This is a genomic window from Variovorax sp. TBS-050B (assembly GCF_029893635.1).
Lineage (GTDB): Bacteria > Pseudomonadota > Gammaproteobacteria > Burkholderiales > Burkholderiaceae_C > Variovorax.
Genome location: NZ_JARXYR010000002.1, coordinates 161,482 through 182,815, shown reverse-complemented (window position 1 = coordinate 182,815; position 21,334 = coordinate 161,482). Strand labels below are relative to the sequence as shown.

General features: G+C 67.8%; 18 protein-coding genes and 1 pseudogene. 5 read left to right on the top strand and 14 right to left on the bottom strand.

Annotated features, from left to right (window positions below):
• Positions 1 to 18: 18 nt before the first annotated feature.
• The 14 genes from M2165_RS03700 to M2165_RS03635 all read right to left on the bottom strand — a co-directional run bounded on the left by M2165_RS03700 (position 19) and on the right by M2165_RS03635 (position 15,086).
• Positions 19 to 2,799: a FimV/HubP family polar landmark protein gene (locus M2165_RS03700; RefSeq protein WP_280813333.1), complete on the bottom strand. Its 2,781-nt coding sequence runs from the start codon at positions 2,797 to 2,799 to the stop codon at positions 19 to 21.
• A gap of 167 nt (positions 2,800 to 2,966) precedes the next feature.
• A complete protein-coding gene (gene asd, locus M2165_RS03695; protein WP_280813332.1) occupies positions 2,967 to 4,109 on the bottom strand; it encodes an aspartate-semialdehyde dehydrogenase in 1,143 nt (380 codons plus the stop codon).
• 92 nt (positions 4,110 to 4,201) lie between these two features.
• On the bottom strand, positions 4,202 to 5,290 hold the full coding sequence (gene leuB / locus M2165_RS03690) for a 3-isopropylmalate dehydrogenase (RefSeq protein WP_280813331.1): 1,089 nt from the start codon (positions 5,288 to 5,290) through the stop codon (positions 4,202 to 4,204).
• A gap of 162 nt (positions 5,291 to 5,452) precedes the next feature.
• The gene (gene leuD, locus M2165_RS03685) at positions 5,453 to 6,103 is read right to left on the bottom strand and encodes a 3-isopropylmalate dehydratase small subunit (RefSeq protein ID WP_280813330.1); all 651 of its coding nucleotides are present in this window, start codon (positions 6,101 to 6,103) and stop codon (positions 5,453 to 5,455) included.
• 14 nt (positions 6,104 to 6,117) lie between these two features.
• Positions 6,118 to 7,539: a 3-isopropylmalate dehydratase large subunit gene (leuC, locus tag M2165_RS03680; protein WP_280813329.1), complete on the bottom strand. Its 1,422-nt coding sequence runs from the start codon at positions 7,537 to 7,539 to the stop codon at positions 6,118 to 6,120.
• Between the two features lie 56 nt (positions 7,540 to 7,595).
• Complete coding sequence (locus M2165_RS03675; RefSeq protein WP_280817461.1) at positions 7,596 to 8,543, bottom strand: LysR substrate-binding domain-containing protein; 948 nt, start codon at positions 8,541 to 8,543, stop codon at positions 7,596 to 7,598.
• Between the two features lie 190 nt (positions 8,544 to 8,733).
• Entirely contained in the window at positions 8,734 to 8,874 is a 141-nt protein-coding gene (locus M2165_RS03670; protein ID WP_280813328.1) for an entericidin A/B family lipoprotein, read from the bottom strand.
• Positions 8,875 to 9,022: 148 nt separating this feature from the next.
• Positions 9,023 to 10,333, bottom strand: coding sequence for a citrate synthase (locus tag M2165_RS03665; protein WP_280813327.1), 1,311 nt, complete (start codon positions 10,331 to 10,333; stop codon positions 9,023 to 9,025).
• 24 nt (positions 10,334 to 10,357) lie between these two features.
• The gene (locus tag M2165_RS03660) at positions 10,358 to 10,681 is read right to left on the bottom strand and encodes a succinate dehydrogenase assembly factor 2 (RefSeq protein WP_280813326.1); all 324 of its coding nucleotides are present in this window, start codon (positions 10,679 to 10,681) and stop codon (positions 10,358 to 10,360) included.
• A gap of 17 nt (positions 10,682 to 10,698) precedes the next feature.
• Positions 10,699 to 11,400, bottom strand: coding sequence for a succinate dehydrogenase iron-sulfur subunit (locus tag M2165_RS03655; protein ID WP_280813325.1), 702 nt, complete (start codon positions 11,398 to 11,400; stop codon positions 10,699 to 10,701).
• A gap of 27 nt (positions 11,401 to 11,427) precedes the next feature.
• Positions 11,428 to 13,236: a succinate dehydrogenase flavoprotein subunit gene (sdhA, locus tag M2165_RS03650; protein WP_280813324.1), complete on the bottom strand. Its 1,809-nt coding sequence runs from the start codon at positions 13,234 to 13,236 to the stop codon at positions 11,428 to 11,430.
• 16 nt (positions 13,237 to 13,252) lie between these two features.
• Positions 13,253 to 13,618, bottom strand: coding sequence for a succinate dehydrogenase, hydrophobic membrane anchor protein (gene sdhD, locus M2165_RS03645; RefSeq protein ID WP_280813323.1), 366 nt, complete (start codon positions 13,616 to 13,618; stop codon positions 13,253 to 13,255).
• Positions 13,619 to 13,634: 16 nt separating this feature from the next.
• Positions 13,635 to 14,081, bottom strand: coding sequence for a succinate dehydrogenase, cytochrome b556 subunit (gene sdhC, locus M2165_RS03640; RefSeq protein ID WP_280813322.1), 447 nt, complete (start codon positions 14,079 to 14,081; stop codon positions 13,635 to 13,637).
• 246 nt (positions 14,082 to 14,327) lie between these two features.
• Complete coding sequence (locus M2165_RS03635; protein ID WP_280813321.1) at positions 14,328 to 15,086, bottom strand: GntR family transcriptional regulator; 759 nt, start codon at positions 15,084 to 15,086, stop codon at positions 14,328 to 14,330.
• A 181-nt stretch (positions 15,087 to 15,267) separates the two neighbouring features.
• On the opposite strand from M2165_RS03635, the gene M2165_RS03630 reads away from it, so the two are divergent.
• The 5 genes and pseudogenes from M2165_RS03630 (at position 15,268) to M2165_RS03610 (ending at position 21,306) form a co-directional block, all read left to right on the top strand.
• Positions 15,268 to 16,254 carry a malate dehydrogenase gene (locus M2165_RS03630; RefSeq protein WP_280813320.1) on the top strand — a complete coding sequence of 329 codons (987 nt, stop codon included), beginning with the start codon at positions 15,268 to 15,270 and terminating at the stop codon, positions 16,252 to 16,254.
• 13 nt (positions 16,255 to 16,267) lie between these two features.
• Complete coding sequence (tam, locus tag M2165_RS03625) at positions 16,268 to 17,044, top strand: trans-aconitate 2-methyltransferase (protein WP_280813319.1); 777 nt, start codon at positions 16,268 to 16,270, stop codon at positions 17,042 to 17,044.
• The gene (locus M2165_RS03620; RefSeq protein ID WP_280813318.1) at positions 17,041 to 18,039 is read left to right on the top strand and encodes an aldolase/citrate lyase family protein; all 999 of its coding nucleotides are present in this window, start codon (positions 17,041 to 17,043) and stop codon (positions 18,037 to 18,039) included. Before tam ends, M2165_RS03620 begins: the two co-directional genes overlap by 4 nt.
• A 31-nt stretch (positions 18,040 to 18,070) precedes the next feature.
• A complete protein-coding gene (locus M2165_RS03615; RefSeq protein WP_280813317.1) occupies positions 18,071 to 18,625 on the top strand; it encodes a hypothetical protein in 555 nt (184 codons plus the stop codon).
• A 79-nt stretch (positions 18,626 to 18,704) separates the two neighbouring features.
• Positions 18,705 to 21,306: pseudogene (locus tag M2165_RS03610) on the top strand (bifunctional aconitate hydratase 2/2-methylisocitrate dehydratase).
• The last annotated feature ends 28 nt before the right edge of the window (positions 21,307 to 21,334 follow it).

Genomic DNA, 21,334 nt, shown 5'->3' with positions numbered 1-21,334 from the left:
TCGGAACAGTGCCGCGGCTCAGCGCAGCTCGGCGAGCAGCTGCCGTGCCTGCGACTTGAGGTCGCCGGCGCTTTCGGCTTCGACTTCCTCGACCAGCGAACGGGCACCCTCGACGTCGCCGATGGCCTGGAGTTCGCGCGCCAGCGACAGCTTGACCGCATGCGGGCTGTCGTCGCCGTCGTCGTCCTGGGTCGGTGCGACGGGGCGGGCTGCTTCGGCCGCGGTGCCGGCGGCCGGACGGGCGGGAAGCCCGGCCAGTGCGCTCATGTCGAACTCGATGAAGCCCGAATCCGCGGGCAGGCCGCTGCGCAGGCCGACCGGACGGGTGTTGGCGTCGGCGTCGCCGAGTGCGCCGGGGCGGGTGATCGGTGCCAGTGCGCCGGGGGCGGTGTCGAAGTCGTTCTCCATGTCGACCGGCGCGATCGGAGGATGCGCGGCCGCATGGCCGTTGGACAGGGGCGCCACGGGCGCCGGGGCCACGTAGGCGGTCTTGGGCAGGCTGGCGCTCACGGGGGCGGGCGCCGGCACGGGGGCCGGGGGCTGGCTCAGGTCCAGGTCGAAATCCAGCGGCGCCACCGAGGGCATGAACGCCGGCGGCGCCGACACGACGGGCGCAGGGGCCGGGGCGGGCGCCGGTGCCGGCGTGGGCGCTGCGGGCTTGGCCGCCGCGGAGGCCAGGGCGCCTGCGAAGGCCGCGCTCTCGGTCGCGCTCACGCTGCGGGGCGCGCCCGATTCGTACAGCGGATTGCCCGGGTCGAGGTCCTTGCCCATCTCGACCACGCGGTTCCAGTCCGCACCCGTGCCGCCGGTGAGCTTGTGGACTTCGGTCGCCAGGCCTTCATAGGCCCGGACGTCGCGGCGCTTGGCGTGGATTTCGAGCAGCTTCAGGTGGATGGCCGTGCGCTCGGGGTTCACGCGCAGGGCTTCGCGGAGGATTTCCTCGGCCTGCAGGTCGCGGCCGTAGGCCAGGTACACGTCGGCCTCTGCGACCGGGTCGACGTCGCCCGCATCGAGCTGGCTCGGCGAGTAGGACAGCGAGGAGACGGTCGAGTCGCCGCGCTGCTTGGTGTCGACCGATTCGCCGCCGCTGGCGCCGAAGAACGAGTCCTTGGGAATCCGGCTTTCGAGGAACACGCTTTCGCTCATTTCCTCGCGCCGGCGACCGAGCACACGGTAGAGCAGGAAGCCGATCAGCAGCGCGATCAGCGCGGCGCCCGCGAGCATCAGCGGGTTGTCGAGCAGTTCCTCGAAGAAGCCGCGTTCCGGTGGCGGCGGCGGAGGTGCTGCCTTGACCACCGGCTTGGGTGCGGCGACCGGCGCGGCGGCTGCGGCGCTGGCGGCCGCGGCGGGCGCGCCCGGGGTGGTTTCTGCGGTGGAGGCCGTGGATTCGGCGGTGGCGGCAGCCGGCGCCGCAGGGGCTGCCGTTTCCGTCGCCGCCGCGGGGGCTGCAGCCGGGGTGGCCGGCGCGGCAGGTGCCGCGGCCGGCGCGGGAGCCGGGGCCGGAGCGACCGCAGCGGCGGGCGCCGCGGCGGTGCTGGTCACGCCGGGGTTCGGCACCGGGATGCCGGGGGCGGCCGGTGCGGGCGCCGCGCCGGCGGCGGGCGCCGTCGAACCGGTGGCCGCCTTCAGCTTGGCCAACTCTTCGATGTTCTTCGAGAGCTCGGCCACGCGGTTGTTGTTGTCCTGTGCCTGACGGGCCTGCGCCACCTTTTCCTCGGCCGCACGGGCTGCTGCGCTGCCCTGGGTGATCGTCAGCTTGTCGGGCGCGCTCGCCGCCGCATTGCGGTCTTCGACGTTCGCCTGCAGCTTGCCGGAGGCCTTGCGGTCCGCAGCGGCCACGTTCGAGGTGGGCGCGTTTTCCGCCAGGCGCTGGCGGTAGGTGCCGAAGTCGCGGCTCTGCGCCACGATGGTGCGCCGGGCCTCGAGGGCCGGAACCGCGCCGGCTTCCGCGGCGCTCGGCAGGTCGAGCACGGCGCCGGCCTTCATCCGGTTCACGTTGCCGCCGATGAAGGCATCGGGATTGGCGCGCAGCAGCGCGACCAGCATCTGGTCGAGCGAAATGTCGGCGGGCTTGTAAGCCGCGGCGATCTTGCCGGCGGTGTCGCCACGCTGGACCGTGACCTGTTCGCCACCACCTGCCGCACGTGCCGGTGCCGCGGGAGCCTGCGACGCGGGAGCGGGAGCGGGCGCGGCCGGGGTCGGTGCCGGTGCGGTCACTGGCGCAACGGGCGCGCGCTCGCGGCGTGCACGGGCCGCGGCGGCACCGGGACGCTCCACCGGCGTGCTGATCTGGGGCGCGACCGGCGCCAGCGGTGCGGCGGGCGCCGCCGGACGCGTGGCCGGCGGGTCCAGCAGCACCGTGTAGTCGCGCACGATGCGCCCGGAGGCGCCATTGGCCTCGAGCAGCAGGTCGATGAACGGATCGTTGAGCGGACGGCTGCCGCTCAGGCGCACCACGTACTGGCCGCCCGCGCGGCGCTGCAGCGTGGCCTTGACGTCGCCGAGCGCTGCGTTGTACGGAACACCGGCGTTCCTGAAGGCGTCGGGGCTGGCGACGTTGATCTTCAGGCTTTCCGCCTCGGCGGCTGCCATTTCGGTCACGTCGATCTCGGCGCGCAGCGGCTCACCCAACGCCGACTGCACCTTCAACTGACCCAGCGCGAAGGCGCTGGCGTCCGTGCTTGCAAGGCCCATGACCACCGCAACGGCCGCGCCGAGCACGGAAAGGCGGATGCCGGTCAGAGGCAGAGAAGGGCGAGCGGCCGATGGGCGGGCCGCGGGCAACAGATGTCTTGTCATGCTGATAGGGGCGGCTCAGGCCCAGAAATTGTAAGAGGACGTTAGCATCAACACCCCGGGCTGACAAGGCGCTGCGCCTGATCTACCCAGTGCGCGCATACTTACGCACGCGTTCGATGTTGTTGCGCGGCAACAGTTTCGCTTTCCGGGGAGCCGGCGCAGCCCCATCAGGCGTCGAGCAGGATGCGCAGCATGCGGCGCAGCGGTTCGGCCGCGCCCCAGAGCAGCTGGTCGCCGATCGTGAAGGCGCCGACGTATTCCGGTCCCATCGCCAGCTTGCGGATGCGGCCCACGGGAATGTCCATCGTGCCCGTCACGGCCACTGGCGTCAGGTCCCGGACGGTGGCTTCGCGGGTGTTCGGCACCACCTTCGCCCATGCGTTGTCGGAGGCGATCATGGCTTCGATGTCCGCGAGCGGCACGTCCTTCTTGAGCTTGAAGGTCAGCGCCTGGCTGTGGCAGCGCATCGCGCCGACCCGCACGCAGAAGCCGTCGACCGGCGTGGCCGCGGTGCCGAAGGCCGCGCCCTGGCCGAGGATCTTGTTGGTTTCGGCGCCGGCCTTCCATTCTTCCTTCGAGACGCCGTCGCCCAGGTCCTTGTCGATCCAGGGGATCAGCGAGCCGCCCAGCGGCGCGCCGAAGTTGGCGGTCTCGGCCGCGCTGAGGTTCTGCTGGCGGTGCAGCACCTTGCGGTCGATCTCGAGGATGGCCGACTTCGGATCGTCGAGCAGCGCGCGCACCTCGGCGTTGAGCGTGCCGAACTGCGTCAGCAGTTCGCGCATGTGCTGCGCGCCGCCGCCCGAGGCGGCCTGGTAGGTCATGCTGGTCATCCACTCGACCAGGCCGGCCTTGTAGAGGGCGCCCACGCCCATGAGCATGCAGCTCACGGTGCAGTTGCCGCCGATCCAGTTCTTGCCGCCCCTGGCGAGCGCGTTCTGGATCACGGGCAGGTTGACCGGGTCGAGCACGATCACCGCGTCGTCGTTCATGCGCAGCGTCGATGCCGCGTCGATCCAGTGGCCGCTCCAGCCCGCTGCGCGCAGCTTGGGGAAGACTTCGGTGGTGTAGTCGCCACCCTGGCAGGTGATGACGATGTCGCACTTCTTCAGCGCCTCGATGTCGTTCGCATCCTTCAGCGCGGTTTCGTTCTTGGCCATGGCCGGGGCCTTGCCGCCGGCGTTGGAGGTCGAGAAGAAGACCGGCTCGATGAGTCCGAAGTCGCCTTCGGTCTGCATGCGGTCCATCAGGACCGAGCCGACCATGCCGCGCCAGCCCACGAGGCCGACCAGAGGTTGAGATGCGTTCGCCATTTCAGTTTGCCCTTTGAAGAAAAAAGTTGCCGATTTCTCTTTTGCGCCCGGCTCGTCAGGAGCCGGGGTGGGCGTGACGAAGCGGGCTGCGGTTAGCCGGTAATCGTCTTTTTGGTGATTGCTGCAACGACCGCGTCGCCCATTTCGCGGGTGCCGACGCGCTTCGTGCCTTCCGACCAGATGTCGCCGGTGCGCAGCCCGGCGGCGAGCACGTGCTTGACGGCCGACTCGATCCGGTCGGCCGCTTCGGCTTGGTTCAGTGAAAAGCGGAGCATCATGGCAGCGGACAGTATTGTAGCCAATGGATTGGCAACCCCTTTGCCGGCAATGTCGGGCGCGCTGCCGTGGCTGGGCTCGTAGAGGCCCTGGTTGCTCGAATTGAGCGAAGCCGAGGGCAGCATGCCGATCGAGCCGGTGAGCATCGCGGCTTCGTCCGAAAGGATGTCGCCGAACATGTTGCCGGTCACGATCACGTCGAACTTCTTGGGCGCCTTCACGAGCTGCATCGCGGCGTTGTCCACGTACATGTGGTCGAGCTCGACGTCGGGGTAGTCCTTGTGCACCTCGGTCACCACGTCCTTCCAGAACTGGAAGGTCTCGAGCACGTTGGCCTTGTCGACGCTGGTCACGCGCTTGTTGCGCTTGCGCGCGGCCTCGAAGGCGACGCGCGCGATGCGCTCGACCTCGGGGCGCGAATAGCGCATCGTGTCGAAGGCTTCCTCGGCGCCCGGGAAGTGGCCGTCGGCGGCGATGCGGCGGCCGCGTGGCTGGCCGAAGTAGATGTCGCCGGTCAGCTCGCGGATGATGAGGATGTCCAGGCCCGCGATGAGTTCGGGCTTGAGGCTCGAGGCGCCGACCAGCTGCTCGTAGCAGATGGCCGGACGGAAGTTCGCGAACAGGCCGAGGTTCTTGCGCAGCCCCAGGATCGCCTGTTCGGGCCGCAGCGGGCGGTCGAGCTTGTCGTACTTCCAGTCGCCCACGGCGCCGAACAGCACCGCGTCGGCTTCCTTCGCGAGCTTGAGCGTCGCATCGGGCAGCGGATGGCCATGCGCCTCGTAGGCGGCGCCGCCGACGAGCGCGGTTTCCATCTCGAACTGGAGGTCGAGGGCGTCGAGCACGCGAATGGCCTCGGCGACGATTTCGGTGCCGATGCCGTCACCGGGGAGAACTGCGATTTTCATGAGTGGTCTGGGGAGTTGAGAGCGGGAATTCGGACATCCGAACGCAGAAGGAAGACAAAAACTACGCGAAGGTCGCGGAAGGGATCCAGCGATGAATTTTCTGGATTTACTTCTGCGACTTCTGCGAAACCTTCGCGATCTCTGCGTTCGGCTGTTCTGCCTTCAGGAAATCATCGTATGCGCCAGCCAGGGCTTCTGGGCCAGGCGCTCGGCTTCGAAGGCCTTGATCTTGTCCTGGTGCCGCAGCGTGAGGCCGATGTCGTCGAGGCCGTTGATGAGGCAGTACTTGCGGAAGGCCTGCACGTCGAAGGCGAACTCGCCGCCGTCGGGCTTCACGACCACCTGCCGCTCGAGGTCGATGGTCAGCGTGTAGCCCGGGAAGGCGAAGGTCTCGTCGAACAGCTGGGCGACCTGCGCCTCCGGCAGCACGATCGGCAGCAGGCCGTTCTTGAAGCTGTTGTTGAAGAAGATGTCGGCATAGCTCGGCGCGATGATGGCGCGGAAGCCGTACTGGTCGAGTGCCCACGGCGCATGCTCGCGCGAGGAGCCGCAGCCGAAGTTCCTGCGCGCGAGCAGGATCGAGGCACCGGCGTAGCGCGGCTGGTTCAGCACGAAGTCGGGGTTCGGCTTGCGGCTCGCCGGGTCCTGGCCCGGGAAGCCGGCGTCGAGGTAGCGCCATTCGTCGAACAGGTTCACGCCGAAGCCGGTGCGCTTGATCGACTTGAGGAACTGCTTCGGAATGATCGCGTCGGTGTCGACGTTCTCGCGGTCCATCGGGGCCACGAGGCCCTGGTGCACGGTGAATTTCTGCATGTCTTGTCTCCTGGTCAGGCGAAGGTGCGCACGTCGACGAAATGGCCGTGCACCGCGGCGGCGGCGGCCATGGCCGGGCTCACGAGGTGGGTGCGGCCGCCCGCGCCCTGGCGGCCTTCGAAGTTGCGGTTGCTGGTCGAGGCGCAGCGCTCGCCGGGCTCGAGGCGGTCGGCGTTCATCGCGAGGCACATCGAGCAGCCGGGTTCGCGCCATTCGAAGCCCGCGGCCTTGAAGATCGCATCGAGCCCTTCGCGCTCGGCCTGCTCCTTCACCACGCCCGAGCCGGGCACCACCATCGCGAGCTTGACGTTCTTCGCGACCTTCTGGCCGAGCTTCTTCACCACGGCCGCGGCCTCGCGCATGTCCTCGATGCGGCTGTTGGTGCAGGAGCCGATGAACACCTTGTCGATGAAGATGTCGTTCATCGCCTTGTTGGGTTCCAGGCCCATGTACACCAGCGCGCGCTCGATGGCGCCGCGCTTGTTCGCGTCCTTTTCCTTCTCGGGATCGGGCACGCGGCCGTCGATCGACACCACCATCTCGGGCGAGGTGCCCCAGGTCACCTGGGGACGAATCTGCGCGGCGTCGAGCTCGACCACCGCATCGAAGTGCGCGCCGGGGTCGGACTGCAGCGTGCGCCAGTAGCTCACGGCCTGCTCCCATTCGACGCCGGTGGGCGCGAGCGGGCGGCCCTTGATGTAGTGGAGGGTCTTGTCGTCCACCGCGACCAGGCCCGCGCGCGCGCCGGCCTCGATCGCCATGTTGCAGACCGTCATGCGGCCTTCCATGCTCAGGTCGCGGATCGCGGAGCCCGCGAACTCGATCGTGTAGCCGGTGCCGCCGGCGGTGCCGATCTTGCCGATGATCGCGAGCACGATGTCCTTGGCCGTGCAGCCGAGCGGCAGCTTGCCCTCGACCTTCACGAGCATGTTCTTCGCCTTCTTGCCGAGCAGCGTCTGCGTGGCCATTACATGCTCGACCTCGCTGGTGCCGATGCCGTGCGCGAGCGCGCCGAAGGCGCCGTGCGTGGAGGTGTGCGAGTCGCCGCAGACCACGGTCATGCCCGGGAGCGTGGCGCCCGACTCCGGCCCGATCACGTGCACGATGCCCTGGCGCTTGCTGAGGAACGGGAAGAAGGCCGCCGCGCCGAACTCGGCGATGTTCTTGTCGAGCGTGGTGACCTGCTCCTTGCTGGTCGGATCGGCAATGCCTTCGTAGCCGCGCTCCCAGCCGGTGGTGGGCGTGTTGTGGTCGGCCGTGGCCACCACCGAGCTGATGCGCCACAGCTTGCGTCCCGCCACGCGCAGCCCCTCGAAGGCCTGCGGGCTGGTGACTTCGTGCACCAGGTGGCGGTCGATGTAGAGGATCGCGGTGCCGTCTTCCTCGGTGTGGACGACGTGTTCGTCCCAGATCTTGTCGTAGAGCGTGCGTGCCATGTCGGTCTCTTCTGTCTTTCGTGGGGAAAAGGATTGTCTGCTGTCTGTCTTGTTGTCTACGCGGCGAGCGGCTCGCCGGCGGCGCCGGAAGCCGCATGCAGGTGGTTCACCAGCGAGCGTGCCGCCACCGGCAGGGTCGAAAAGTCGCGCGCCACGAGCCGGATCTCGCGCGCCGCCCAGGCGTCGGCCAGCGCCACGCTCGCGAGGCGGCGGCCGATGCCGTCCTGCATGAGCTCGAAGGCGCGCTGCGGCATCACGCCGATGCCCAGGCCGTTCTCGATCATGCGGCACATCGCATCGAGGCCGGTGACGTGGATGCGCAGCTTGATGCTGCGGCCGGCGCCGAGCGCGGCCTCGTGCATCGCGACGTAGATCGAGCTGTTGGTGTGCAGGCCCACGTGGTCGAAATCGAGCGACTCGGCGAAGTCGATGCGGCCGCGCGCGGCGAGCGCATGGCCCGCCGGCACGATGAGCGCGAGCCGGTCGTGGCGGTAGGGCAGGCTCTGCAGCTCGCCCGCGCCGCCGGCCACGTGGCACACGCCGAGGTCGGCCGCGCCTTCCTGCACCGCGCGGATCACCTCGCTGCTCAGGTGCTCCTCGAGGTCGATCTTGATGGCCTCGTGGGCGCGCGTGAAGACGCCGAGGTCCTCGGGCAGGAACTGCACGATCGCCGAAATGTTGGCATGCACCCGCACATGGCCGCGCACGCCGTCGGCGTATTCGCTGAGTTCGCCCTGCATCTTCTCGAGGCTGTAGAGCACCGAGCGGGCGTGGTGCAGCAGGCTTTCGCCCGCGGGCGTGAGGTCGACGCCGCGCGCATGGCGGTAGAGCAGCGGGGTGCCGAGCGTGGCCTCGAGGTCCGACAGGCGCTTGCTGATGGCCGAGGCCGCGATGAACTCGCGTTCCGCCGCGCGGCCGATGCTGCCGAGTTCGCACACGGCCACGAACAGCTGCAGCGACGTGAGGTCGATGCGGCGGGCGAAATTGCGTTCCGAGGTGCTCATGGGGGGTGGCGACATCGCGATCTGCGATGAGTTGGCCATTTTCCCCCTGTTTTCATCAGGGTGCCATCGTGATGTGCGATGGCCTCGTTGCCTGAAGGCGACGAGTTCCAGTCCTCCCGGATGCGACGCGGCCCCGCCGGCCGGCCGCGGAATGCGGACGGCCGGCGGGGCCGCGCAGAGAGGCTGACGCTTACTGGCGCTTCTTGGCCGCGTCCTCGACCTTCTCGCCGCCCTTCTGGATGTCCTGGCCGGCGCCCCGGAAGGTGTTGCAGCCGCTCAGCGGAATGGCGAGTGCGAAAGCGACGGCGATCAGTGCGGTGATTTGCTTCATGACGGGTCTCCTGTTGGCGGTTGGAAAACAACAAGGTCGGAATCGAACCTCGGGTCCAAACCTACCGCCGCGGCGCGCCGTTCTTGTCAGCCAAGACGCAAAAAAGCTGCCCGGAGGCAGCTTCTTCGCGAGAGGGCGCCGGTCGCGCTCAGCGGGCCGAGATCGGCTTCACGTCGCGCTTGGGCGAGCCTTCGAACAGCTGGCGCGGGCGGCCGATCTTGTACTCGGGGTCGCCGATCATCTCGTTGAGCTGGGCGATCCAGCCGACCGTGCGGGCGAGCGCGAAGATCGCGGTGAACAGCGGCACCGGGATGCCGATCGCGCGCTGCACGATGCCCGAGTAGAAGTCGACGTTCGGGTAGAGCTTGCGCGAGACGAAGTACTCGTCCTCGAGCGCGATCTTCTCGAGCTGCTTGGCCAGTGCGAAGAGCGGGTCCTTCTCGAGGCCCAGCTCGGTCAGCACTTCGTTGCAGGTTTCCTGCATCAGCTTGGCGCGCGGGTCGTAGTTCTTGTACACGCGGTGGCCGAAGCCCATGAGCTTGACGTTCGAGTTCTTGTCCTTGACCTTCTTGATGAACTCGCCGATCTTCTCCACGCCGCCTTCGCGCTGGATGTCGTAGAGCATGTTGAGCGCCGCTTCGTTGGCTCCGCCGTGGGCCGGGCCCCAGAGGCAGGCCACGCCGGCCGCGATGGCCGCGAAGGGGTTGGTGCCCGACGAACCGCACAGGCGCACGGTCGAGGTCGAGGCGTTCTGCTCATGGTCGGCATGCAGGATGAAGATGCGGTCGAGCGCGCGCTCGAGCACCGGGTTCACCTTGTACTCCTCGCAGGGCGTCGCGAACATCATGTGCAGGAAGTTGCCCGCATAGCTCAGTTCGTTCTTCGGGTACATGTACGGCTGGCCGATCGTGTACTTGTAGGCCATGGCCACGAGCGTGGGCATCTTCGCGATCAGGCGGATCGCGGCGATCTCGCGGTGCTCGGGATTGTTGATGTCCGTGCTGTCGTGATAGAAGGCCGACAGCGCGCCCACGAGACCGGTCATGATGGCCATCGGGTGCGCATCGCGCCGGAAGCCGCGCAGGAAGAACTGCATCTGCTCGTTGACCATCGTGTGGTTGGTCACGAGCTTCGTGAAGTTGGCCTTCTTGGTGGCGTCCGGCAGCTCGCCGTACAGCAGCAGGTGGCAGGTCTCGAGGAAGTCGCAGTTGGTCGCGAGCTGCTCGATCGGGTAGCCGCGGTACAGCAGCTCGCCCTTGTCGCCGTCGATGTACGTGATGGCCGACTGGCAGGCGGCGGTCGACATGAAACCCGGGTCGTACGTGAACATGCCGGTCTGCGCGTACAGCTTGCGGATGTCGATCACGTCGGGACCGATGGTGCCCTTGTAGATCGGCAGTTCGACGTTGTCGCCGCCGTTGCTGAACGACAGCGTGGCCTTGGTATCGGAAGCTTTCATTTCGGGTTTCTTTCAGAGAGGTATTCAGGAGGACGAGGAAGAAACGGAGGCCGCGGGACGCTGTGCGCCGTCGGTGCGCATCAGCTGCAGCAGCGCGATCACCTCGGCCCCGGCCCATGCGGGCTCGGGCTCCTTTCTTCGCAGGAGAAGATCGAGGAGATCGTTGTCCGACAGGTCCATCAGGGTCTCCATCGCCGCCGCCTGGCCGACGGTCATGCGGGACGCGTGCCGCTCGAAGAAGCGGGCGATGAACAGGTCGTTCTCGAGCAGTCCGCGCCGGCAGCGCCATTGCAGCTTGCTCAGCGCGCGTTCGCTGATCGGCTGTGCGGGGTCGGCGGCGGTTTGCATGGCTTCTGTCGAATCGATCAGATGGCGCGGCGCACCATCAGTTCCTTGATCTTGCCGATCGCCTTGGTCGGGTTCAGGCTCTTCGGGCACACGTCCACGCAGTTCATGATCGTGTGGCAGCGGAACAGGCGGTACGGGTCCTCGAGGTTGTCGAGCCGTTCGCCGGTGGCCTGGTCGCGGCTGTCGGCGATGAAGCGGTAGGCCTGCAGCAGGCCGGCCGGGCCCACGAACTTGTCGGGGTTCCACCAGAAGCTCGGGCAGCTCGTGGAGCAGCTCGCGCACAGGATGCATTCGTACAGGCCGTTGAGCTCCTCGCGCTCCTCGGGCGACTGCAGGCGCTCCTTCTCGGGCGGCACGGTGTCGTTCTGCAGGTACGGCTTGATCGAGTTGTACTGCTTGAAGAACTGCGTCATGTCCACGATCAGGTCGCGGATCACGGGCAGGCCCGGCAGCGGCTTGAGCACCACGGTGCCCTTGAGCGTGTTCATGTTGGTCAGGCAGGCCAGACCGTTCTTGCCGTTGATGTTCATCGCGTCCGAGCCGCAGACGCCTTCGCGGCACGAGCGGCGGAACGACAGCGTGGGATCCTGCGCCTTGAGCTTCATCAGGGCGTCGAGCAGCATGCGCTCGTGGCCGTCGAGTTCGATCTCGACGGTCTGCATGTAGGGCTTGGCGTCCTTGTCCGGGTCGTAGCGGTAGATCTGGAATGTGCGCTTCATCGTGAAACCTTGTGATGCTGTTCTTGTTTAGAACGTACGGACCTTGGGCGGGACGGAATCGACCGTCAGCGGCTTGAGGTTGACGGGCTTGTAGGAGAGGCGGTTGCCCTCGCTGTACCAGAGGGTGTGCTTCATCCAGTTGGCGTCGTCGCGGCCGAGCGGTGCGACCGGGTCGTCCGCCGGACGCTCGTAGTCCTCGACCGTGTGCGCGCCGCGGCATTCCTTGCGCGCGGCGGCCGACACCATCGTGGCCTGCGCCACCTCGATCAGGTTGTCGACCTCGAGCGCCTCGATGCGCGCGGTGTTGAACACCTTCGACTTGTCCTTCAGGCCGATCGCCTTGACGCGCTCGCGCACGGCGGCGATCTTGACCACGCCCTCGTCCATCGAGGCCTGCTTGCGGAACACCGCGGCGTGCTGCTGCATGACGGCGCGGATCTCGCCGGCCACGTCCTGCGCGTACTCGCCGGCGGTCGACGCTTCGAGCTGGTTCAGGCGCTCCAGCGTGCGGTCGGCGGCATCGGCCGGCAGCGGCTTGTGTTCCTTCTGCTTGTCGTTGAACTGCACGATGTGGTTGCCGGCCGCGCGGCCGAACACCAGCAGGTCGAGCAGCGAGTTCGTGCCGAGGCGGTTGGCGCCGTGCACGCTCACGCAGGAGCATTCGCCCACGGCGTAGAGGCCGTTCACGACCTGGTTGTGCACCTCGCCGGTCTGCACCACCACCTGGCCGTTGATGTTGGTCGGAATGCCGCCCATCTGGTAGTGGATGGTGGGCACCACGGGGATCGGTTCCTTCGTGATGTCGACGTTCGCGAAGTTGACGCCGATCTCGTACACCGAAGGCAGGCGCTTGTGGATGGTCTCGGCACCGAGGTGGTCGAGCTTGAGCAGCACGTAGTCCTTGTTGGGACCGCAGCCGCGGCCTTCCTTGATTTCCTGGTCCATCGAGCGCGAGACGAAGTCGCGCGGCGCGAGGTCCTTCAGCGTGGGCGCGTAGCGCTCCATGAAGCGTTCGCCGTTGCTGTTGAGCAGGATCGCGCCTTCGCCGCGGCAGCCTTCGGTCAGCAGCACGCCGGCGCCGGCCACGCCGGTCGGGTGGAACTGCCAGAACTCCATGTCCTGCAGCGGGATGCCCGAGCGCGCGGCCATGCCGAGGCCGTCGCCGGTGTTGATGAAGGCGTTGGTCGAGGCCTGGAAGATGCGGCCGGCGCCGCCGGTGGCCAGCAGCACGGTCTTGGCCTGCAGGATGTGCAGGTCGCCGGTTTCCATCTCGAGCGCGGTCACGCCGACCACGTCGCCTTCGGCATCGCGGATCAGGTCGAGCGCCATCCACTCGACGAAGAACTGGGTGCGTGCCTCGACGTTCTTCTGGTAGAGCGTGTGCAGCATCGCGTGGCCGGTGCGGTCGGCCGCGGCGCAGGCGCGCTGCACCGGCTTCTCGCCGTAGTTGGCCGTGTGGCCGCCGAACGGACGCTGGTAGATCGTGCCGTCGGGGTTGCGGTCGAAGGGCATGCCGAAGTGCTCGAGCTCGTACACCACCTTCGGCGCCTCGCGGCACATGAACTCGATCGCGTCCTGGTCGCCGAGCCAGTCGGAGCCCTTGATCGTGTCGTAGAAGTGGTAGTGCCAGTTGTCCTCGCTCATGTTGCCGAGCGAGGCGCCCACGCCGCCTTGCGCGGCGACCGTGTGCGAGCGGGTCGGGAACACCTTGGAGAGCACGGCCACGTTGAGGCCGGCGCGTGCGAGCTGCAGCGAGGCGCGCATGCCGGAACCGCCGGCACCGACGATCACGACGTCGAACTTGCGCTTGGTGATTTTTTCTTTTGTGTAGGTCATGGTGGGGATGGCGTCGTCAGATTTTCCAAAGCACTTGAATGGCCCAACCCGCACAACCGACAAGCCAGACGATGGTGAAAATTTGCAGGGCGAGGCGGATGCCGACCGGCTGGACGTAGTCCATCCAGACGTCGCGCATGCCCACCCACACGTGGTAGAGCAGGGCGGCGATCACCGAGAAGGTCAGCACCTTCATCCACTGCGCGGCGAAGATGCCGGCCCAGAGGTCGTAGCCGATGGGGCCGCGCGTGAAGATGAGCTGCGCGAGCAGCACGATCGTGAAGAGGGCCATCAGGCCGCCCGTGATGCGCTGGCTGAGCCAGTCGCGCAGACCGTAATGTGCGCCGACGACGATGCGCTTGGAGCCGTAGTTCACAGACATGGTTCTTGGCTCCTTCTCAGTACAGGCCGAACAGCTTGGCGCCGAGCACCACGGTGAGCAGGATGCTCAGGACCAGCGTGACCAGGGCCGAGCTGTGGCCGAACTCCTTGGTGACGGCGGCGTGGCTCACGTCCATCCAGAGATGGCGCAGGCCGGCGATGAAGTGGTGCAGGTAGGCCCAGATGAGCGCGAGCGCGACGAGCTTGAAGAACCAGCCCGGAACGAAACCAAGGCCGCTGTTGAAGGCGGCCTTGAACCTGGCGAACGAATAGTCGGATGACAGCGAGGTGTCGAACATCCAGATGATGAACGGCAGCAGCAGGAACATCAGGATGCCGCTCACGCGGTGCAGGATCGACACGAAGCCCGCCGGCGGCAGCCGGTAGGTCGTGAGATCGGTGAAGGCATTGATGTTGCGGAATTCGCGGCGCGGTGTCCGGGGGGGAGTTGCAAGCTCTGTCATTGGGGGATGGCTTTCGTGGCTTCGGGGCTTGTTCTGAGAGCGAACGCTTTTGGAGTTTCTTTTGCCTCCTGCGCAGACGAGGCAAATGGCAAACAACGCAAAATTCTATTGCAATGCACCATTGTCTGGCGGCGGCGCCCGGGGCGGCGCAGTGCCGCAGTCGGATGCTATCGAGTCCGGGGCTCGGTGGGCGCGGCGCGCGGGCGCGGCAATGCGGTGCGGTCGTGCGGCCATCTCTGGGTGCGTTCAGCCGAGCTCGTTGCGGTAGTGGTGCGTGTCGGTGCGGTAGAGGCCCCGGCGCAGTTCCATCGGCGTGTCGTGGTACGTGTGGGCCAGGCGTTCCACGCTCAGCAGCGGCGTCTGCCGCGTGACGTCGAGCAGCGCGGCCTGCTCCGCATCGGGCAGCACGGCGCGGATCTTCTCCTCGGCGCGCACCATGCGCACGCCGAACTCGGTCTCGAACATCGCGTACATCGGACCCGGCCACGCGCGCAGCCGTTCGGCCGTGAGGCCCTTGAACGGCGCGCCGGGCAGCCAGAGGTCCTCGAGGATGGTGGGCACGCCGCCGTAGGCCAGCACGCGACGCACCTGCAGCACGGCGTCGCCGGTGCGCAGGCCGAGTGCGCGCGCCACGTCGGCCGAGGCGCGCTGGCGGCGGCAGTCGACGATCGTGCGCTCCGCGGGGCCTTCGGCGCCCGGGCTGCCGACGTCGGGCACGAGCTTGAGGAAGCGGTACTGCACATGCTGCTCGGCATGCGTGGCGACGAAGGTGCCCTTGCCCTGGCGCCGCACCACGAGGTTCTCGGCCGCAAGCTCGTCGATGGCCTTGCGCACCGTGCCCTGGCTCACGCGGAAGCGCACCGCGAGGTCCATTTCGCTCGGGATCGGCTCGCCCGGCTTCCACTCGCCGGCCTGCAGGCTCTGCAGGATCAGCGTCTTGATCTGCTGGTAGAGCGGGCTGAAGGAGGGCGTCGCAGAATCTTCGAGGACGGTGGGGGCGTTCATGGCGGCGGTGGATGCCGTGGCGGCAACCGTGGAGCATATCTTATATAAGACATAAGACGGCGCCCGTCGAATCGGCTTAAAATGCCGGGCGACCTGCGCCGCGGCCCGGATGCCGCCCCGCAGGACCCACCGGCGCCCCGCGCGCCCGCAGAACCGTTTCATCATCTTCTGGAGTCTTCCCATGAGCAAAAAGCCCGTCCGCGTTGCCGTCACCGGTGCCGCCGGTCAAATCGGTTACGCCCTGTTGTTCCGTATCGCGTCCGGCGAAATGCTCGGCAAGGACCAGCCGGTGATCCTGCAATTGCTCGAAATCCCCGACGAGAAGGCCCAGAAGGCGCTCAAGGGCGTGATCATGGAACTCGAGGACTGCGCCTTCCCGCTGCTGGCCGGCGTGATCCCCACCGGCGACCCGCTGGTGGCCTTCAAGGACGCCGACTACGCGCTGCTCGTGGGCGCCCGTCCGCGCGGCCCCGGCATGGAGCGCGCCGACCTGCTGGCCGCCAACGCCCAGATCTTCACGGCCCAGGGCAAGGCCCTCGACCAGGTCGCGAGCCGCAACGTCAAGGTGCTCGTGGTCGGCAACCCCGCCAACACCAACGCCTACATCGCGATGAAGAGCGCGCCGAGCCTGCCGCGCGAGAACTTCACCGCCATGCTGCGCCTCGACCACAACCGCGCCGCCAGCCAGATCGCCGCCAAGACCGGCACCGCCGTGGGCGACATCGAGAAGCTCACCGTCTGGGGCAACCACTCGCCCACGATGTACGCCGACTACCGCTTCGCCACCGTCGGCGGCAAGAACGTCAAGGACCTGATCAACGACCAGGTCTGGAACGCCGACACCTTCCTGCCCACCGTGGGCAAGCGCGGCGCGGCCATCATCGAGGCGCGCGGCCTCTCGTCGGCCGCTTCGGCCGCCAACGCCGCCATCGACCACATGCGCGACTGGGCGCTCGGCAGCAACGGCAAGTGGGTCACGATGGGCGTGCCCTCGAACGGCGAGTACGGCATTCCCAAGGACGTGATCTTCGGCTTCCCGGTCATCACCGAGAACGGCAAGTACAAGATCGTCGAAGGGCTCGAGATCGACGCCTTCAGCCAGGAACGCATCGACAAGACCCTGGCCGAGCTGCAGGGCGAGCAGGACGGCGTCAAGCACCTGCTGTAATCCGGCTGCCGCCATGCTCGACTGGAATCCCGCGCTCTACCGTCGCTACGAGGACGAGCGCACCCGCCCCGCACAGGAGCTCCTGGCGCGGGTGCCGCTGGCCGAGGCGCGGCACGTGGTCGATCTCGGCTGCGGACCGGGCAATTCCACCGAGCTGCTGGTGCAGCGCTTCCCGGCGGCGCGCGTCGTCGGGACCGACAACTCCGAAGCCATGCTCACGAGCGCGCGCGAGCGCCTGCCCGCGGCGCACTTCGAGTTGAGCGACATCGCGACCTGGGCGCCGCGCGAAGCGCCCGACCTCATCTATGCCAACGCGGCCCTGCAGTGGGTGCCGGATCACGAGACGCTGATCCCGCGCCTGTTCGCCGCGCTGGCGCCGGGCGGCGTGCTCGCCGTCCAGATGCCCGACAACCGCGAGGAGCCGACGCACCGGCTGATGCGCGCCGTGGCGGCCGAAGCCCCCTGGGCCGAACCGATCGGCGATGCCGACCGGCTGCGCACGCTGCTGCTGCCCCTCGCGGGCTACTACGACCTGCTCGCGGCCGATGCCGCCCGGGTCGACGTCTGGCACACCATCTACCAGCACCCGATGGCCGACGCCGCGGCGATCGTCGAGTGGGTGCGTTCCACGGGCCTCAAGCCCTTCGTCGATCCGCTCTCGGCCGAACTGCGCGCGAGCTATCTCGCCGAGTACGAGCGTCGCGTCGACCAGGCCTACCCGGTGCGCGCCGACGGCAAGCGGCTGCTGGCTTTCCCGCGCATGTTCATCGTGGCGCAGAGGAAGGCATGACGAAGAGCGCGCATCCCGCGGAAGTCCTGCTCGGCGCGCAGGCCGGCGCCGTCACGCTGCCCGTGTGCGACCACTACAGCGGCGTCGAGGCGCGCATGCGCAAGAGCCTCGCGCTGCAGGCCGAGATGGCCGAGGAATTCGGCGCCTGCGTGTTCGACGTCACGCTCGACTGCGAGGACGGCGCCCCCGTGGGCGGCGAGGCCGAGCATGCGGCGCTCGTGACCGAACTCGCGCTCGCGGCCGCGCCGGGCATGCGCGTCGGCGTGCGCGTGCATCCCGTGGACCATCCCGCCTTCGCCGGCGACGTGATCACCATCGCCGGCCGCGCGGGTGCGCGCCTGAGCCACCTGATGGTGCCCAAGGTCGAATCCGTGGCCGACGTGGCGCAGGCGGTGGCCGCGCTCGACGCGGCCGATGCCGCCGCGCTGCCGCTGCATGTGCTGATCGAATCCCCGCTGGCCGTGCACAACGCCTTCGAGATCGCCGCACATCCGCGCGTGCAGTCGCTGAGCTTCGGCCTGATGGACTTCGTTTCCGCCCACGCGGGCGCGATCCCGGCGGACGGCATGGGCGCGGCCGGCCAGTTCACGCATCCGCTGGTGGTGCGCGCCAAGCTGGCCATCGCCTCGGCCGCGCACGCCCATGGCAAGGTGCCTTCGCACTGCGTGGTCACCGAGTTCAACGACGCCGGCGCGATGCGCACCGCGGCGCGCAGGGCGGCCACCGAATTCGGCTACACGCGCATGTGGAGCATCCATCCGAACCAGATCCGCCCCATCCTCGAGGCCTTCGCGCCCGACGAGGCGCAGATTCAAATTGCCACAAAAATCATTACAAATGCGGCGCTCGCCGATTGGGCACCGACACAATTTGATGGCACATTGCACGACCGCGCGAGCTATCGCCATTTCTGGCAGGTGCTGACGCGTGCCCACGCAACAGGGCGCGCGCTGCCGCCGGAAGCCCAAGCCTGGTTTGCACTCGCGGCCTCCTGAAACTCCGAATCAGCCTCAAGGAAACAAACCCATGAAGAAAATCGCTCTGATCGCTGCCCTGGCCCTGGCACTGCCGTTCGCGGCCACGGCGCAGACCGCGCCAGCCAAGGCCGACGCCAAGCCGGCCGCCGCCAAGAAGGCGCCGCCCAAGAAGAAGGTCGCCCGCAGCGCCGCCAAGGCGGTCGAGGAGGTCACGCCCATCGCCGACGACACCAACGTCGTGCTGACCGAATCCGACCTCGCAGTCGCCAAGCGCGTGTCGACCGGCAAGGCCCAGTGCGAACTCGGCGCCGACGTGACCGTGACGGCCGACGAGGCCAAGCCCGGCTTCTTCACGGTCACGACCAAGGGCCTGAAGTACCGCATGCACCCGGTCGAGAGCCGCACCGGCGCGATCCGCCTCGAAGACCCGCGCGCCGGCGCCATGTGGCTGCAGCTCGGCAACAAGTCGATGCTGATGAACCAGAAGGCCGGCCTGCGCATCGCCGACGAATGCCAGACCGCGGAGCAGGTGGCCTTCGCCGAAGAAATGAAGAAGAACCCGCCGAAGAGCCTGTTCGAAGGCGCCGACGCGGCCAAGAAGTAGTCAGAGAGCCCCCTCGGGCGGCGGCGCGGCTTTTGCATGGCCGCACCGCATGCCCGCCCCAGTTTCCGGAGAAAAGAAGATGTTGCAAGCCTACGTTGACCATGTTGCCGAACGCGCCGCGCTCGGCATTCCGCCGCTTCCGCTGAGCGCGAAGCAGACCGCCGAAGCCATCGAGCTCCTCAAGGGCGCGAATGACAAGGACGGTGCCTTCCTGCTCGACCTGCTGACCTACCGCGTGCCCGCCGGCGTCGACGACGCCGCCAAGGTCAAGGCCAGCTACCTCGCGGCGGTGGCGCATGGCACCGAGGCGAGCCGCTTCATCACGCGCGCCCGCGCCACCGAACTGCTCGGCACCATGCTGGGCGGCTACAACATCGGGCCGCTGATCGACCTGCTCAAGGACGCCGAGGTCGGCACCGTGGCCGCCGAAGGCCTCAAGAAGACGCTGCTGATGTTCGACCAGTTCCACGACGTGAAGGAACTCGCCGATGCCGGCAATGCCAACGCCAAGGCCGTGCTCCAGAGCTGGGCCGACGCCGAGTGGTTCACGAGCCGCCCCGAAGTGCCGCAGAGCATCACCTTCACGGTGTTCAAGGTGCCCGGCGAGACCAACACCGACGACCTCTCGCCCGCGCCCGACGCGACCACGCGCCCGGACATCCCGATGCACGCGCTCGCGATGCTCAAGAACAAGCGCGAAGGCGCGCCCTTCGAGCCCGAGGAAGACGGCAAGCGCGGCCCGGTCAAGTTCATCCAGGACCTGGTGGCGCGCGGCCTGCCCGTGGCCTACGTCGGCGACGTGGTCGGCACCGGCTCCTCGCGCAAGTCGGCCACCAACAGCGTGCTCTGGTGGACCGGCGAGGACATCCCCTTCATCCCGAACAAGAAGTTCGGCGGCATCTGCCTCGGCAGCAAGATCGCGCCGATCTTCTACAACACCATGGAAGACGCGGGCTCGCTGCCGATCGAGCTCGACGTCAACCAGATGAACATGGGCGACACCATCGAGCTGCGCCCCTACGAAGGCAAGGCCCTGAAGGACGGCAAGGTCATCGCCGAATTCAAGGTCAAGAGCGACGTGCTGTTCGACGAAGTGCGCGCCGGCGGCCGCATTCCGCTGATCATCGGCCGCGGCCTCACGGCCAAGGCGCGCGAGGCGCTGGGCCTGCCGGCCTCGACGCTGTTCCGCCCTGCCCCAGGCGCCCGTGGACACCGGCAAGGGCTTCTCGCTCGCGCAGAAGATGGTCGGCCGCGCCTGCGGCCTGCCCGAAGGCCAGGGCATCCGCCCGGGCACCTACTGCGAACCCAAGATGACCTCGGTCGGCTCGCAGGACACCACCGGCCCGATGACGCGCGACGAGCTGAAAGACCTGGCCTGCCTCGGCTTCTCGGCCGACCTCGTGATGCAGTCGTTCTGCCACACCGCGGCGTACCCGAAGAAGGTCGACGTGAAGATGCACCACGAGCTGCCCGACTTCATCAGCACCCGCGGCGGCGTCTCGCTGCGCCCGGGCGACGGCGTGATCCACTCCTGGCTCAACCGCCTGCTCACGCCCGACACCGTGGGCACGGGCGGCGACAGCCACACCCGCTTCCCGATCGGCATTAGCTTCCCCGCCGGTTCGGGTCTCGTCGCCTTCGCCGCTGCGACCGGCGTGATGCCGCTCGACATGCCCGAGTCGGTGCTCGTGCGCTTCAAGGGCAAGATGCAGCCCGGCGTCACGCTGCGCGACCTGGTCAACGCGATTCCGCTGTACGCCATCAAGAGCGGTCTGCTCACGGTCGAGAAGAAGGGCAAGAAGAACATCTTCTCGGGCCGCATCCTCGAGATCGAGGGCCTGCCCGACCTGAAGGTGGAACAGGCCTTCGAACTCAGCGACGCCTCGGCCGAGCGCTCGGCCGCGGGCTGCACGGTGCACCTGAACAAGGAACCGATCATCGAGTACATCAACAGCAACATCACGCTGATGAAGTGGATGATCGCGGAGGGCTATGCCGACGCGCGCACGCTCGCGCGCCGCATCGCCGCGCAGGAAGCCTGGCTCAAGGATCCGCAGCTGCTCAAGGCCGACGCCGACGCCGAGTACGCTGCCGTGATCGAGATCGACCTGGCCGAGATCCACGAGCCCATCGTGGCCTGCCCGAACGATCCCGACGACGTGAAGACGCTCAGCGACGTGGCCGGTGCGCAGATCGACGAGGTGTTCATCGGTTCGTGCATGACCAACATCGGCCACTTCCGCGCCGCATCGAAGCTGCTCGAAGGCAAGCGCGACATCCCGGTCAAGCTCTGGATCGCGCCGCCGACCAAGATGGACGCGCAGCAGCTCACCGAGGAAGGCCACTACGGCGTGTTCGGCAATGCCGGTGCGCGCACCGAGATGCCGGGCTGCTCGCTGTGCATGGGCAACCAGGCGCAGGTGCGCGAAGGCGCGACGGTGATGTCGACCAGCACCCGCAACTTCCCGAACCGCCTGGGCAAGAACACCAACGTGTACCTGGGTTCGGCCGAACTGGCCGCCATCTGCTCGCGCCTCGGCCGCATCCCGACCAAGGACGAGTACATGGCCAGTGCCGGCGTGCTCGATGCGGCCAGCACGCAGATCTACCAGTACCTGAACTTCGACAAGATCGACGACTACAAGGTCGAGGACGCCAAGGTGGCCGCGGCGGTAGCCTGATCCTCGTCCGGCCCCGCACGACAGAGCC